This window comes from Nocardia sp. NPDC004568 (assembly GCF_040609955.1).
Classification (GTDB): Bacteria; Actinomycetota; Actinomycetes; order Mycobacteriales; family Mycobacteriaceae; genus Nocardia.
This window is the reverse complement of record NZ_JBEXLL010000029.1, coordinates 41,740-55,481: the sequence shown is the minus strand read 5'-3', so window position 1 is coordinate 55,481 and position 13,742 is coordinate 41,740. Positions and strand designations below refer to the sequence as shown.

The 13,742-nt window shown below is 69.1% G+C and carries 14 protein-coding genes and 1 pseudogene; 6 read left to right on the top strand and 9 right to left on the bottom strand.

Annotated elements, in window-relative coordinates:
* Positions 1-28 precede the first annotated feature (28 nt).
* Positions 29-607, top strand: coding sequence for a Uma2 family endonuclease (locus ABZV91_RS15690; protein WP_355241321.1), 579 nt, complete (start codon positions 29-31; stop codon positions 605-607).
* Positions 608-612: 5 nt separating this feature from the next.
* Here the strand turns inward: ABZV91_RS15690 and ABZV91_RS15685 are convergent, their stop codons facing one another.
* From ABZV91_RS15685 to ABZV91_RS15675, 3 genes are read right to left on the bottom strand one after another with little or no spacing between them, the layout of a single operon-like run.
* A complete protein-coding gene (locus tag ABZV91_RS15685) occupies positions 613-1,428 on the bottom strand; it encodes an exodeoxyribonuclease III (RefSeq protein ID WP_355241370.1) in 816 nt (271 codons plus the stop codon).
* A gap of 49 nt (positions 1,429-1,477) precedes the next feature.
* Positions 1,478-2,488, bottom strand: a complete 1,011-nt coding sequence (locus ABZV91_RS15680; protein WP_355241319.1) for a GNAT family N-acetyltransferase — start codon at positions 2,486-2,488, stop codon at positions 1,478-1,480.
* Positions 2,478-3,068: a peptide deformylase gene (locus tag ABZV91_RS15675; protein ID WP_039827051.1), complete on the bottom strand. Its 591-nt coding sequence runs from the start codon at positions 3,066-3,068 to the stop codon at positions 2,478-2,480. The genes ABZV91_RS15680 and ABZV91_RS15675 overlap by 11 nt, the downstream gene beginning before the upstream one ends.
* A gap of 246 nt (positions 3,069-3,314) precedes the next feature.
* Here ABZV91_RS15675 and ABZV91_RS15670 point away from each other — a divergent pair, with 246 nt between their 5' ends.
* The 5 genes from ABZV91_RS15670 (at position 3,315) to ABZV91_RS15650 (ending at position 7,810) form a co-directional block, all read left to right on the top strand.
* A complete protein-coding gene (locus ABZV91_RS15670) occupies positions 3,315-3,662 on the top strand; it encodes a DUF3263 domain-containing protein (protein ID WP_355241315.1) in 348 nt (115 codons plus the stop codon).
* A 70-nt stretch (positions 3,663-3,732) separates the two neighbouring features.
* On the top strand, positions 3,733-4,290 hold the full coding sequence (locus ABZV91_RS15665; RefSeq protein ID WP_355241312.1) for a LytR C-terminal domain-containing protein: 558 nt from the start codon (positions 3,733-3,735) through the stop codon (positions 4,288-4,290).
* Positions 4,291-4,415: 125 nt separating this feature from the next.
* Positions 4,416-5,099 (top strand): superoxide dismutase family protein, encoded by a 684-nt coding sequence (locus ABZV91_RS15660; protein ID WP_355241309.1) that lies wholly within the window; start codon positions 4,416-4,418, stop codon positions 5,097-5,099.
* Positions 5,100-5,121: 22 nt separating this feature from the next.
* Positions 5,122-6,267, top strand: coding sequence for a glutamate--cysteine ligase (locus ABZV91_RS15655; RefSeq protein WP_355241306.1), 1,146 nt, complete (start codon positions 5,122-5,124; stop codon positions 6,265-6,267).
* A gap of 88 nt (positions 6,268-6,355) precedes the next feature.
* A complete protein-coding gene (locus ABZV91_RS15650; RefSeq protein WP_355241367.1) occupies positions 6,356-7,810 on the top strand; it encodes a DUF5933 domain-containing protein in 1,455 nt (484 codons plus the stop codon).
* Here the strand turns inward: ABZV91_RS15650 and mnhG are convergent.
* The 6 genes and pseudogenes from mnhG to ABZV91_RS15620 all read right to left on the bottom strand — a co-directional run bounded on the left by mnhG (position 7,770) and on the right by ABZV91_RS15620 (position 13,680).
* The gene (gene mnhG / locus ABZV91_RS15645; RefSeq protein ID WP_355241303.1) at positions 7,770-8,117 is read right to left on the bottom strand and encodes a monovalent cation/H(+) antiporter subunit G; all 348 of its coding nucleotides are present in this window, start codon (positions 8,115-8,117) and stop codon (positions 7,770-7,772) included. The genes ABZV91_RS15650 and mnhG overlap by 41 nt on opposite strands.
* A complete protein-coding gene (locus ABZV91_RS15640) occupies positions 8,114-8,374 on the bottom strand; it encodes a monovalent cation/H+ antiporter complex subunit F (protein ID WP_355241300.1) in 261 nt (86 codons plus the stop codon). The genes mnhG and ABZV91_RS15640 overlap by 4 nt, the downstream gene beginning before the upstream one ends.
* Complete coding sequence (locus ABZV91_RS15635; RefSeq protein WP_355241297.1) at positions 8,371-8,925, bottom strand: Na+/H+ antiporter subunit E; 555 nt, start codon at positions 8,923-8,925, stop codon at positions 8,371-8,373. The genes ABZV91_RS15640 and ABZV91_RS15635 overlap by 4 nt, the downstream gene beginning before the upstream one ends.
* A complete protein-coding gene (locus ABZV91_RS15630) occupies positions 8,922-10,517 on the bottom strand; it encodes a Na+/H+ antiporter subunit D (RefSeq protein ID WP_355241295.1) in 1,596 nt (531 codons plus the stop codon). Before ABZV91_RS15630 ends, ABZV91_RS15635 begins: the two co-directional genes overlap by 4 nt.
* A gap of 38 nt (positions 10,518-10,555) precedes the next feature.
* Positions 10,556-10,894 (bottom strand): annotated as a pseudogene (locus tag ABZV91_RS15625) (Na(+)/H(+) antiporter subunit C); the annotation flags it as partial.
* Entirely contained in the window at positions 10,891-13,680 is a 2,790-nt protein-coding gene (locus ABZV91_RS15620) for a Na+/H+ antiporter subunit A (RefSeq protein WP_355241292.1), read from the bottom strand. The pseudogene ABZV91_RS15625 and the gene ABZV91_RS15620, both read right to left, overlap by 4 nt.
* Positions 13,681-13,742 lie beyond the last annotated feature (62 nt).

Sequence of the window (13,742 nt, the reverse complement as noted above, 5' to 3'; positions counted from 1 at the left end):
TGCACCGGTCGGGAGATAGGGTCTATCCGTGACCCTCTCGCATGGATCGCTGATGACCGTCGACGAGTTCGAAGAACTCGACGCGGCGGCCCAGCGGATTTCCGAAGGGCTGCGGCTCGAATACCTGAACGGCCTGCTGGCCGCGAAGGCACGACCGGATACCAACCACACCCGGGTCGTGCAGTGGCTGGCGCGCTTCCTGGTGCCGCGCCGGTCCGAACTGTGGCTCTTCGCCGATCGCGGCCTGCGGGCCGGGCGCGCCGGCGGTAGCCGGGTGCGGCCCGACGCCATCCTCGCGCCCGCCTCGGCCTTCGCCGGGGAAGGCGAATGGTCGGACCCGCAGCCGGTGATCATGACCATCGAGATCAGTTCCCGGGCTCAGCACACCGAACTGCGCGATCGGCTCGACAAGCCGTTCCTGTACGCGGCCACGGGTATCCCGCTCTACTTCCTCATCGACCGCGGCGCCGCGGAGGTGAGCGTGTACAGCGAGCCCGAGGACGGGCGCTACAGCACCAAGGTGACCGTGCCGTTCGGCACCGATATCGAGATTCCCGAGCCGCTCGGTGTCTTCCTCGCCACCGATCCGCTCGCGGACTGGTTGTAGCGGCCTCAGAGGGTGAATTCGGCGATCACCGGCGCGTGGTCGCTGGCGCCCTTGCCCTTGCGCTCCTCCCGGTCCACCCCGGCGTCGACCACCGTCGCGGCCAGGGCCGGCGAGGCGAGCACGAAATCGATACGCATCCCTTCCTTACGCGGGAAACGCAGCTGGGTGTAGTCCCAGTATGTGTACACGCCGGGGCCGGGGGCGAAGGGCCGCATCACATCGGTGAAACCGGTGTCGGTGATCGCGGTGAACGCGTCCCGTTCCGGTTGGGAGACATGGGTTCTGCCGGTGAAGAGCTCCGGCGACCACACATCGTCGTCGGTGGGGGCGATGTTCCAGTCGCCGACCAGGGCCGTCCTGGCCTGCGGGTCGGCGGCCAGCCAGCGGGCGGCGTTGTCGCGCAGCGCGGCCAGCCAGGCCAGTTTGTACTCGTAGTGCGGATCGGCCAGCGCGCGCCCGTTGGGTACGTACAGACTCCACACCCGGACTCCGCCGCAGGTGGCGCCCAGGGCCCGCGCCTCGACGGTGGGTGAGGGGATGAGCGTATCGGCGGCGTCGCGATCGAACCCGGGCTGGCCGGGGAATCCGATCTCCACCTCGTCGAGTCCCACCCGCGACGCGATCGCCACCCCGTTCCACTGGTTCAACCCCACATGCGCGACTTCGTAGCCGGCCTCCGCGAAACGCTCGAAGGGGAACTGGTCGTCCCGGCACTTCGTCTCCTGGATCGCCAGCACATCGATGTCCTGGCGATCCAGCCAGGCCAGCACCCGGTCCTGCCGGGAGCGGATCGAATTGACATTCCAGGTGGCCAGGCGCAGCACGATAACCTTTTCGCGAGTCGGGCGAACCGCAGTTCCGGGGCCGGCGTTACGGTCCGGCCACCCCGGAACTGCCGGGGACGGCGTAGCGGTAGCTGTGGTGATCGACGAACCCGAGTTCGCCGAACAGCTCCAGAGCGTCCACATTACCGGCCTCGACCTGGACGTACGCGTGGGTCGCGCCACGATCGCCACCCCAGCGCAGCAGTTCCCCGCAGACCAGTGCGGCCAGGCCGTGCCGGCGATGGGCGGCCAGCACCGCCACGCAGGTCAGGCCGACCCAGCGGCGGCCGTCGGAGGCGGAGGTGAGTGCGCCGCGGGCGATGGCGATGGGATTGGGCAGGCCGAGCGAGGCGAAACCCAGCTGCCCGTCGTGCACGGCGGACAGCACCTCGGGCAGTGGGACCGTGGCGGAGTGGCCGCTCGGCTCGTCACCGCGGTAGCGGTGGATCTCCAGCCACGCGATATCGGGTTCGGGCGCGATCCGCACCATGGACGGGCCCTGCGGCAGGACGAAATTCTCCAGGTCGATACCCAGGACGCGGGTTTCGCCCCAGCTGTTCCAGCCCGGCGGTACGGTGGCCAGCCGGTCCGGAAGGGCCAGCTGCAGCGGTAGGCCCTGCGCGGCGTACCAGGCGCCTATCCGGTGCAGGGTGTCCGGTGTGATGCGCGCGGGCCCGTTCGAATCACCTATGGGCACGGCGGAATTGGCGCGGCGGGTGTACCCGTGTCCGGCGCGCAGCAGCCAGCCGTCGATCCAGGCGGACTCGGTGCCGGGCCAGCCGAACGCGGCCGCGGTCTCCAGCGCGCGGATCTCCGAGGTGCGAATCGGCCGGGGCGCCAGCGATTTCATCGCCACCACGCTGGCCGCCGGGATCATCACCGGATGCCCGTCCGCGGCCAGCACGGTCAGCGGATTCGTCTCCACCACCTCGCCGATCACATCGGTGAGTGGCGGGCTGCTGCCCTCGGGGAGCCGGTAGCGCACCACGACCCGCTCGCCGAGCGGGATCTGCGAGATCGGGATGTCGCCGTCGCGGTCGTGCGGGTCAGTCGTCATGTCCGAAGGGGTCCGGGTCGCTACCGGGTAGCCAGGTGCGGCCGGGAACGCCCCAGCCGTTGCGTTTCACCGCCTTCTTCGCCGCCCGGGCGTGGCGTCCGACCAGGACGTCGATGTAGAGGTAGCCGTCGAGATGGCCGACCTCGTGCTGCAGCATGCGCGCGAAGAAACCGGTGCCCTCGACGGTGACGGGTTCGCCGTGCTCGTCGGTGCCGGTGACCCTGGCCCACTCGGCCCGGCCGGTGGGGTACTGCTCGCCGGGTACCGAGAGGCAGCCCTCTTCGTCGTCGTCGGGATCCGGCATGGTCTCCGGGATCGCCGAGGTCTCCAGTACGGGGTTGATCACGGCTCCCCGGCGTCGCGCCACCGTGCCGTCCTCGGCCCGGTCCGGGCAGTCGTAGACGAAGAGGCGCTTGGACACTCCGACCTGGTTGGCGGCCAGGCCGACGCCGTTGGCGGCGTCCAGGGTCTCGTACATATCCGTGATCAGCCCGGCCAGTTCCGCCGGCGATTCGGTCACCGGCGCGGTGGGGCCGTGCAGCACGGGATCGCCGACGATCACGATGGGCAGGATTGACATGACACGAGCTTATTGGGGGCGGTGGCGCCCGATGAAAAGGGCCTGCTCTGCGCGGTGGCCGTGACCGGTCCGGGCAGGTGGAACGGGTTCTCCCGGAATATGTGGTACTGCCGTACCGGACACGCCGGACGTCGACGGCAGCGCGGGCCCGGACGGCGTGGTTGAATATCGCAAGGCAGTAACACGGTGACCCGATCGTGTCCTGATACGGCGATCGCGTCCGGTGGTAACCCGGCGAGGAGCAAGATGGACGGCGCAGCAGCGCGGGATCTTTCCGCAATCCAGGGCGGTCCTCCGGCCAGCACGGCGAATACGAATCCCGAAGGGACCCAAGATCCGGAGAGCGGCCTGAGTCGCCGCGAACACGAGATCCTGGCCTTCGAGCGACAGTGGTGGAAGTACGCGGGCGCCAAAGAAGAGGCGATCCGCGAACTGTTCGCGTTGTCGCCGACCCGTTACTACCAGGTGCTCAACACCCTCATCGACCGGCCCGAAGCCCTCGCCGCCGACCCGATGCTGGTGAAGCGCCTGCGCCGGCTACGCGCCAGCCGGCAGAAGTCCCGAGCGGCGCGCAAGCTCGGCTTCCAGGTCTAGGACGTGATGATCCGGACGGTGGCGCCGTGCTTGCGCCCGTCCGGGCGGCCCAGGCGCTAGGCTCGGGCGGGTGAGCAATTCGAACCCTGGCTCCGGTGGACCGCCGCTGCGTGCGACGGCAATGGTTCTGATCGCCCTGTCGATCGTTTTCGCCGGTCTGGGCGCGATGTCGCTGTCGAGCGCGGACTCCGAGAGTTCGGACAACGCCGAGAGCACGGCGGCCTCGCCGACGACCGCGCTGGCCGCACCGCGCGCCACCACCAGCGGCGCGGCCGCGCCCACCACGCCGGCCGCCGAATCCGGTACCACCACCGCCGCCGCGCCGACCACCACGGCGGCGGCCGGCGGGGTCGATCGATCCGCCCCGGTCCGGGTGCTCAACAACAGCATGGTCGCGGGGCTGGCGTCCACGACCGCGAACGAACTCACGGCGCGTGGCTGGACCAACACCTCCACCGGCAACTACGCCGCCACCACGCTCGAGAAGACCACCGTGTACTACGGTCCGGCGCCGGCCGACGAGGCCACCGCCGCCGCGGTGGCGGCGGATATCGGCGCCACCACCGCGCCGATGATCCCGGGTCTGGGCGACGGTTCGGGAGTCGTCGTGGTGGTGACCGGTCGGTGACACGCGTCTCCGGAGGTCGGGGGTGTACCGGCCCGGCGGGGTCGGCGTGGCATCATCTTGTGCGTCGAAAGATCGTTGTCGAAACGCTCTACCCTTAAACTCGGTACTCGTAAAGGAGTTCCCTGATGGCACAGTCCACTTCTCGTCGCCGGCCCTGGCGGAGCGTGACCCCGGTGCTGGCTGTCGCGGCTTTCGGCCTCGTTGCCTGCACGAACAGTCAGGAATCCAGTAACGTGACGGGGACTACTCCGCCGGTGTGGACCTCGTCCCCGGCTCCGGCAGGTGCGGGGGAGCACAGCGAAGAGCAGGGTTCCCCGGCCGGTTCGGGGACCGAGGTCGAACTGAAGTCGCCGAGCGGCGCGAAGGTCGGGACGGCGAATATCGCCGACGAGGGCAACCATCTGCGGATCACCGTCGACACAACGGGTTTGACCCCAGGTTTCCACGGCCTGCACATCCATCAGGAAGGCAAATGCGAGGCGAATTCGGCCCCGCCGGCCGGTGGTGCGCCCGGTGACTTCCTGTCCGCGGGCGGGCATCTGCAGGTCGGCGGCGCCACCGGGCACCCGGCCAGTGGTGACCTGACCTCGCTGCAGGTCCGCAAGGACGGTCACGGCTACCTGGTGACCACCACCGATACGGTCACGCTGAGCGATATCCAGGGCAAGGCGATCATCGTGCACGCCGGCTCCGACAACTTCGCCAATATCCCGGACCGTTACACCCGCGAGGGCGGCGCCGGCCCGGACCAGCAGACCATGAGCACCGGTGACGCGGGCGGCCGGGTCGCCTGCGGCGTCATCGGTTAAAACGCGCGACGGAGGGGCCGATATGGGTGGGGCGCGGATCGAGCCGGTGCCGTTCCGTGGGTCGCCTCGGCCGACCGTGGGGATCGAATGGGAGATCGCGCTCGTCGACAAGACGAGCCGCGATCTGTCCAATACGGCGGCAGCCGTTTTCGACGCGGTGGGTGAGCTGCGGGCGCACGACGGCACCCCGCAGGTGACCAAGGAGCTGCTCCGCAACACCGTGGAACTCGTCACCGGGGTGCACGAGACCGTCGGGGCCGCCGTGGCGGATCTGTCGGGCACCATGGACACAGTGCGCCGGGCCGCCGACGAACTCGGCGTGGATCTGTTCTGCGCGGGCACTCATCCGTTCGCGCAGTGGTCCACCCAGCAGCTCACCCGGTCCGAGCACTACGACGAACTCATCGAGCGCACGCAGTGGTGGGGTCGGCAGATGCTGATCTGGGGCGTGCACGTGCACGTCGGGGTATCGCACCGGGACAAGGTTTTTCCCATCCTCAACTCCCTGCTGCTGTCCTATCCCCATCTGCTGGCGCTGTCGGCTTCCTCACCGATGTGGTCGGGTTCGGATACCGGTTACGCGAGCAATCGCGCGCTGATGTTCCAGCAGTTGCCCACGGCGGGACTGCCGTTCCAGTTCGAGAACTGGGGGGAGTTCGAACGCTATGTGCACGACCAGATGAAAACCGGCGTGTTCGAACAACTCGGCGGTATGCACTGGGATATCCGGCCCGCCCCCAAATGGGGGACCATCGAGGTACGGATCTGCGACGGGATCTCCAACCGGGCGGAACTGGCCGCGCTGGCGGCGTTCATCCACTGCTTGATCGTGCATCTGGACGAGCGGGTGGAACGTGGGGAGTCGCTGCCCACCCTGCCGCCGTGGCATGTGCAGGAGAACAAATGGCGGGCGGCGCGTTACGGTTTGGACGCCATCGTGATCGTGGGTGACGACAACCGGGAACGTCTGGTCACCGAGGATCTCGACGATCTGTTGAACCGGCTGGAGCCGACCGCGCGGCGGCTGGACTGTGTGGCCGAACTCGCCGCGGTGGCCGATATTCCCCGACGTGGGGCCAACTATCAGCGCCAGCGGCAGGTGGCGGCGGCCGCGCAGGGAGACCTGGTCGCGGTGGTGGACGCGCTGGTTCGCGAACTCGACAGCTGACCCGGCCGGTACGCTGCTGTTCAGCAGCCCGGTGACCTGCCGTTCACGTGCCGTTTACGATGGTCGGGTGCTAGTCGAAGACCCGAATATGGGAGCTGGAGCAGCGGTGCGCAGTGCTGTGCCGCGCCGGGGGGTTCGGGTCGCCGCTGTGGCCGCGGTACCGGTACTGCTGCTGGTGTTACAGGGCGTGGCGATGTGGCGGGATTTCGAGGGGCCGCTGACGAGCCTGGCCCGCGACTACATCGGTACCCCCAAATCGATGACCGTGCCCTGGGCCGGGCTGGTTCTCGCGCTGGTCGGTATCCCGGGCCGGCGCCGGTGGATCGCCGCGGGGGCGGCCGTGGCGATCGATCTGGTGTACGCGGGGGTGCGGCTGTTGCTGGGGCAACCGTTCACCGTGGGCAACGGGCCGGTTCTCGTGCTCACCGCGGTGGCACTGGTGGCCTGGCTGCGGTGGACGGGGGTCGAACGGCGCAATGCCCTGCACGCCGCCGCGTTGGGCGCGCTGCTCATCCTGGCGACCAAGGTCGGCGACGTCTGGTTGCACATCACCGTGGATCTGCGGCCGCGGGTGCTGGACCAGTACGTGATGCTGGCCGATCACGCGCTCGGTGATCCGGCGTGGGTGATGGGCCGGGTGCTGGAGACTCTGGGGCCGATACCCGACGCGGTACTGCACTGGGTGTACATCGAACTGCCGGCGGCGGCCATCGTGGTGGCGGTCTGGCAGTTGCGGTCGGTGGCGGCGAGCGGCCGGTGGCCGAACCACTACCTGGTGCGCACCTTCCTGGTGCTGGGCCTGGTGGGACCGCTGGTGTACATCCTGTTCCCGGTGGTCGGACCGATGTTCGCCTACGGGGTCGACGGGAACGGCTTCCAGCTCGGCAACTTCTGGCCCAATGTGCTGCCGCCGCTGGACCGCGCGCCGGAAGCGATGGCCTTCGATTCGTTCTCCCCGCGCAACTGCATGCCCTCGATGCACACCGCGTGGGCACTGGCGCTCTTCCTGCACACCCGCCGCAACTCCAATGGTTCGCTCGCGCCGACCTGGCTGCGCTGGGGCGGTATGTTCTGGTTGCTGTGCACACTGGCCGCGACCCTCGGGTTCGGCTACCACTACGGCGTGGACCTGGTCGCCGGGGCGGTGCTGTGCCTGACCGTCGAATCGGCGCTGCGGGAGCCGGAACGCGGCTGGGGCCGGTTCCGGGTCCGGCTGGTCGCCGGTGGCGCGGTGATACTGGTGACGCTGCTGGTCGGCTACCGGTACCTGGCGGTGCAGATGGCCGACTATCCGGTGGTCGCCGGGTCGATCGTCTCGGCCCTGCTCGCCGCGATGGCCGCGGGTTTCCACGCCACCTGGTTCGCCCGGCACCGGCGCGAGCGGACGGTTCCGGCGGCGGGCGCGACACTGCCGGATCGCGCCGCCGACGCGGTGGCCGCCACGGCCGATCCGCTCGACGCGGCGGCACTCGATACGGCGGCGGCCGACGGGGCCGCCGGGATCAAGGCTGCCGCTGATCCAGTTCGTCCTCGAGTTCGTTGACCACCAGCAGGTCTTTACGGTGCAGCTGCTCGCGGTAGGCGGTGCGGCCGATCAGGTGGGCGATCACCGGCGCGGTGAGCAGCGTGAACAGCCCGACCAGCACCAGCATCCAGACATTGGGGTCGTCGTAGACCCGGATACAGGTGCCGGTCAGCACCGAGATGAGGCCGATCACCTGCGGTTTGGTCGCCGAGTGCATGCGCAGCAGGGTGTCCGGGAACCGGACGATGCCGATGGCCGCGGTCAGTGCCAGGACAGCGCCGAGGATGATCAGGATGCCGGAGATCCAGTCGAATACGGCGCTCATCGGTCGTCCCGGACGCGGTAGCGGGTGACGGCGGCCGAACCGAGGAAGCCCACCAACGACAGCGCGACAATGGCGGGCACCACATCGGTGTCGCGACTGTAGGCCGCCCACACCGCGAGGCCGCAGATCGCCATCGCGATGATCGAATCGATCCCGACCACCCGGTCGAGGGTGTCGGGGCCGGCGAGAATGCGGTAAGCGGTGATCAACGCGGCCGTACTGAGCAGGACCGCGGCCACCACGGCCACGACGATCATCTGGTCACCTCCTGACCGGTCGGTGGCGGGAGCGGGGTGGCGCGACGCTCCAGCGCGTCGATGAGCAGCCGCTCCACCACCCGGATGGTGCGGTAGAACTTCGCCACCGCCTTCTCACTGCTCACATCGATGACGTGCACATAGACCACGCACTGTTCACGGTCGAGTTCCAGCACCATGGTGCCCGGGATCAGGTTGAGCAGGTTGGTGCACAGCACCAGGACCAGGTCCGAGCGGAACGCGAACCCGACCTTGAGCACGCCGGAGACCGGCGGCGGCCCGGGCCGCAGCGCGAACCAGGCCAGCTGGAAACTGGACTCCAGCCCGTAGTAGACACTCACCACGGCCAGTTTCACCAGAGGTAGCAGCCGCAACTGCCCGCGTACCGGGATCCAGGGCAGCGGCAGGGTCACCATGATGACCAGGCCGACCCCGGCGCCCGCCAGCACATTGGCGACGCTGACCCGGCCCCACAGTGCCACCCATACCGCGGTGAGCCAGATCAGGACGCCGATGCGCAGCACATTGTCGCGGTTCACCAGTCTTCTCATCGAGACCCCCCGCCGAGGACCGCGCCGATATAGACGCCGCGGTCCTGCAGTTCGGTCGCGGCACGGTCGGCGATCCCGAGGACCGGGCCCGCCCACACCGTCAGTGCCAATCCGACCGCGACCAGCGCCGCGGTCGGCAGCACCATCATGACCGGCAACCGGCCCGGATCGGTGCGTTCGTCGTAGAGCATGTCGGTGTTGTCCTCGACCAGCGACGGCAGGGTCGCGGCCACCAGATGGCCCTCGGGGGCCTGCTCCCGGGGACGCCAGAACGCCTTGCTCCAGACCCGCGCCATGACATACAGGGTCAGCAGACTGGTCACCACCGACCCGGCGACCAGCACCCACGCGAGCACGCTACCGTCCTGTGCACCGGCTTGCAGCAGCGCCACTTTGCCGATGAAACCGGAGAAGGGCGGGATCCCGCCGAGATTCAGCGCCGGGATCAGGAACAGCCCGGCCAGGAGTGGGCTCGCCGCGGCCAGCCCGCCCACCCGCCGCAGGGAGGTCGAGCCCGCCTGGCGTTCGATCAGTCCGGCCACCAGGAACAGCGCCGTCTGCACCAGAATGTGGTGCGCGATGTAGTACACCGTGCCCGCCAGCCCGACGGAACTGGCGATGCCCACCCCGAACATCATGTAGCCGATATGGCTGACCAGCGTGAACGAGAGCAGACGCCGGATATCGCTCTGCGCGATGGCACCGAAGATGCCGATCAGCATGGTGAGCAGGCCGCTGACCATGAGCAGGTTGTCGAATCCGCCGTCCGGGAAGAGCAGGGTCTGGGTGCGCACGATGGCGTACACGCCGACCTTGGTGAGCAGGCCGGCGAACACCGCGGTGACCGGTGCCGGCGCGGTGGGGTAGGAGTCGGGCAGCCAGTTCGACAGGGGGAAGACCGCGGCCTTGATGCCGAAGGCGACCAGCAGCACAGCGTACACCGCTTGCCGGACGCCGTCGGGGATGGCGTCCATCCGCTGGGCCAGTTGCGCGAAGTTGAGGGTTCCGGTGGCGCCGTAGGTGACGGCGGTGCCGATCAGGAAGATCAGGGACGACACCATCGAGACCATCACATAGGACACCCCGGCGCGGATACGCTCCGCGGTCGCGCCCAGGGTCAGCAGGACGAACGAGGCGACCAGCAGGATCTCGAATCCGACGAACAGGTTGAACAGATCGCCGGCCAGGAACGCCATCGCCACACCCGCGCTGAGGACCAGGTAGGTCGGCCAGAAGATGGAGGTGGGCTGGCGGACCTGGGCGTCGCTGATGTTCTGACCGGCGCCGTAGACGGCGACCGCAAGCAGCACGATCGCCGAGACCAGCAGCATGGCCGCGGACAGCCGGTCCACCACGATGGTGATACCGATGGGTGTCTCCCAGCCGCCGACCTGAACGGCTACCGTCCCGTCGCGGTCGGCCAGATACAGCAGCACCGCGCAGACGGCCACCGCGGCGCTCAGCGCGACCGTGGCCAGGATCCGCTGCACCCGCGCGCGGCGGCCGGCCACCAGTGTCGCGGCGGCGGCCAGCAGCGGGATGAGCACCGGAAGCGGGGCGAAGGCGGGGACCAGATCGGGGGACAGGCTCATTCTTCGGGTTCCTCCGGCTGGCGCGCGGCGATCCCGACATCCTCCGGGTCGTTCTCGACTTTTTCGCTCGTGGTCAGGATGTAGGAGCGATAGGCCAGCGCCAGCACGAACGCCGAGACACCCATGGTGATGACGATGGCCGTGAGCACCAGCGCCTGGGCCAGCGGGTCGGCCATGAGGTTGTGCTCGATATCGTCCGCGCCCCGGATCGGGGGCACCCCGTCGGGCCCGCCCATGGTGAGAATCAGCAGGTTGACCGCATTGCTGAACAGCAGGATGCCGAGCAGCATCTTCGTCACGGTTCGTTCGAGCAGCAGGTACACACCGCACGCCACCAGGACGCCGACGACGATCAGCAGGGTCGTATTCGCGCTCATGACTGCACCAACTCGTCGTCGAGGCGCGCACCGAGGCTGCGCAGTACGTCCAGTACCAGGCCCACCACGATCAGGTAGACGCCGAGGTCGAAGAACAGCGAGGTCACCAGTTTGACATGGCCGAGTACCGGGACCGTCGCCTCGAGAATGCTGGAGCTCAGCGGCGGCGCGCCCAGCAGCAGCGAGGCGCTGGCGGTACCGGCGGCGAGGATCAGCCCGGCGCCGAGCAGATGACCGGCCTCCACCGGTAGCGCCTCACCCAGTTCGTACTGGCCGCCCGCGAGATAACGCAGGACCAGCGCCAGCCCGGCGATGAGACCGCCGGCGAAACCGCCGCCGGGCGCGTTGTGACCGGAGAAGAAGAAGTAGACCGACAGCACCATGATGGTGGGGAACACCAGACGGGTGGTGATCTGCAGGACCATCGAGCGGTCGCGGCGGTCGACCAGCCGGCCCGCGGGCAGCCAGCTCACCTTGCCGGGCCGGTAGTTGGGCGCGTCGACGGCGCGCGGCGGCAGCCCGAACCGCCGACTGCGGAACACCAGCGAGGCCACCCCGGTGGCGGCCACGACCAGCACCGATATCTCGCCGAGCGTATCCCAGGCACGGATATCGACCAGCAGGACATTGACCGCGTTCTTACCGCCGCCGAACTCGTAGGCCGCGTCCGGGATACGTTCCCAGATGGGCCGGGCAGTGCGCGCCGAAGCCGCGAACGCCGCCAGCACCGGCACCGTGATACCGGCCGCGACGGCGATGGCCGCCCGGCCGATATGGAATCCGGCCTGCTGTTCGGGTCCGATCTCGGCCGGGAAGGCGCGCAGCACCAGCACGAACACCACGAGTGTCAGCGTTTCCACCAGGAACTGGGTCAGCGCCAGGTCGGGGGCGCCGTGCAGCGCGAAGACGACACCGCATCCATAGCCGGTGAGCCCGACCACCAGCACGCTGGCCAGCCGGTTGCGCAGGACGGTCGCGCCCAGCGCCATGGCGATCATGATGGCGCCGATCACCATTTGCAGCGGGGAGTCCCACAGCCGCAGTTCGATCCCGGACCGGGTGCCGACCGCCAGCACCACCGCGGGCACGATCACCAGGGTGCCGAGGATGACCGCCTGGGTGAGCGGCAGCGAACCGCGCTGGACGGCACCGGTCATGCGCAGCGAGAGCCGGTCGGCCGCCCGCAGCGCGGCATCGTAGCCGCGGTCGGCGTTGCCGAGCAGCTTCGCCGATTCGCCGAACCGGTCCCGCATCGCGAACAGCGCCAGGCCGCCGGCGATGATCACGACGGTGAGCAGCAGCGGCAAGGTCGGGCCGTGCCAGAGCTGGAGGTGTTCGGTCAACTCGCCCGGGAGGGTTTCGGCGTAGGGCGCCAGCAGTCCGTCCATCCAGGGCGCGGCGAGCCCGGCGCCCAGCGAGCCGGCGGCCAGCAGCACCGGCGCCGCGCTCAGCCCGATACCCGGCGCGTGCCAGTCTGGGACCGCGACCCCGGGTTTGTCGGCGAACGCACCCCAGATGAAACGCGCGCTGTAGGCGACGGTGAGCATGGAGCCGAGCACCAGTCCGGCGGCCAGCAGCAGTTTCACGGTGAGCGAGAGCGGCTCGGCGTGGAGTTCGGCGGCCAGCGCGGACTCCTTGGCCACGAACCCCCAGAGGGGCGGGATACCGGCCATACTCAGCGCGGCCAGCGACGAGGCGCCGAGGAGCACGGGGGCGCGCCGACCCAGCCCGGAGAGTTCCCGCAGGTCACGGGTCCCCGTCCCATGGTCGATGATGCCGACGACCAGGAAGAGGGCGGCTTTGAACAGGGCGTGCGCCACGATCAGGCCGATACCGGCGAGCGCGGCATCCGGGGTGCCCAGGCCCACCATCGTCACCAGAAAGCCGAGCTGGCTCACCGTGCCGAAGGCGAGGACCAGTTTCAGATCGGTGACCTGCATCGCGCGCAACCCGGCGAGCAGCATGGACGCCAGGCCGAGGGTGAGGACGAGCGGCCGCCAGACCGGGGCGTCGGCGAAGGCGGGCGCGAGCCGCGCGATGAGGTAGACACCCGCCTTGACCATTGCGGCGGCGTGCAGATAGGCGCTGACCGGGGTGGGTGCGGCCATGGCGCCGGGCAGCCAGAAGTGCAGGGGCACGATGGCGGATTTGCTCAGCGCGCCCACCAGGACGAGCACCACCGCGACCTGCACCGCGACGCCGCCGGGAGGGTCGGTGGCGGCGAGCAGATCCGATAGCAGGTAGCTGCCGTAGGACTCGCCGAGGATGACGATTCCGGCGAGCATGGCCAGGCCGCCCGCGCCGGTGACCAGCAGGGCCTGCAGGGCCGCGCGGCGGCCGGGCACGCTGTCGGAGTTGTGGCCGACCAGCAGGAACGACAGCACGGTGGTCACTTCCCAGAAGGTGAACAGCAACAGCATGTTGTCGCTGGTGACCAGGCCGAACATGGCGCCGGAGAAGGCGACCAGCCAGGCGGCGAAGGAGCCGAGCTTCGGTTCGTCGTCGGTGAAGTAGCGGGCGCAGTAGGCCAGCACCAGAGCGCCGATACCCAGGACGAGCGCGCTCATCACCGTGGCCAGGGAGTCGAAGCGCAGGTCCATGCCGAGATCGATGGTCGGCGCCCATTGCCTCCGAACCGTGATCTCGTCGTTCCAGTGGGCGATCACCCAGCCGAGGCAGCCGAGCGGTACCAGCGCCAGGGGATAGAACGCGTTGCGGCCCAGTACTCGCACGGCGGAGGGCGCGATCAGCGCGGCCAGGGCGTGTGCGAGCAGGACGGCGAGCAAGCGTTACCTCCGTCGAGATAGGGGCGGCGGGGTATTGCGCGCTCATCATAGGCGAGCACGAA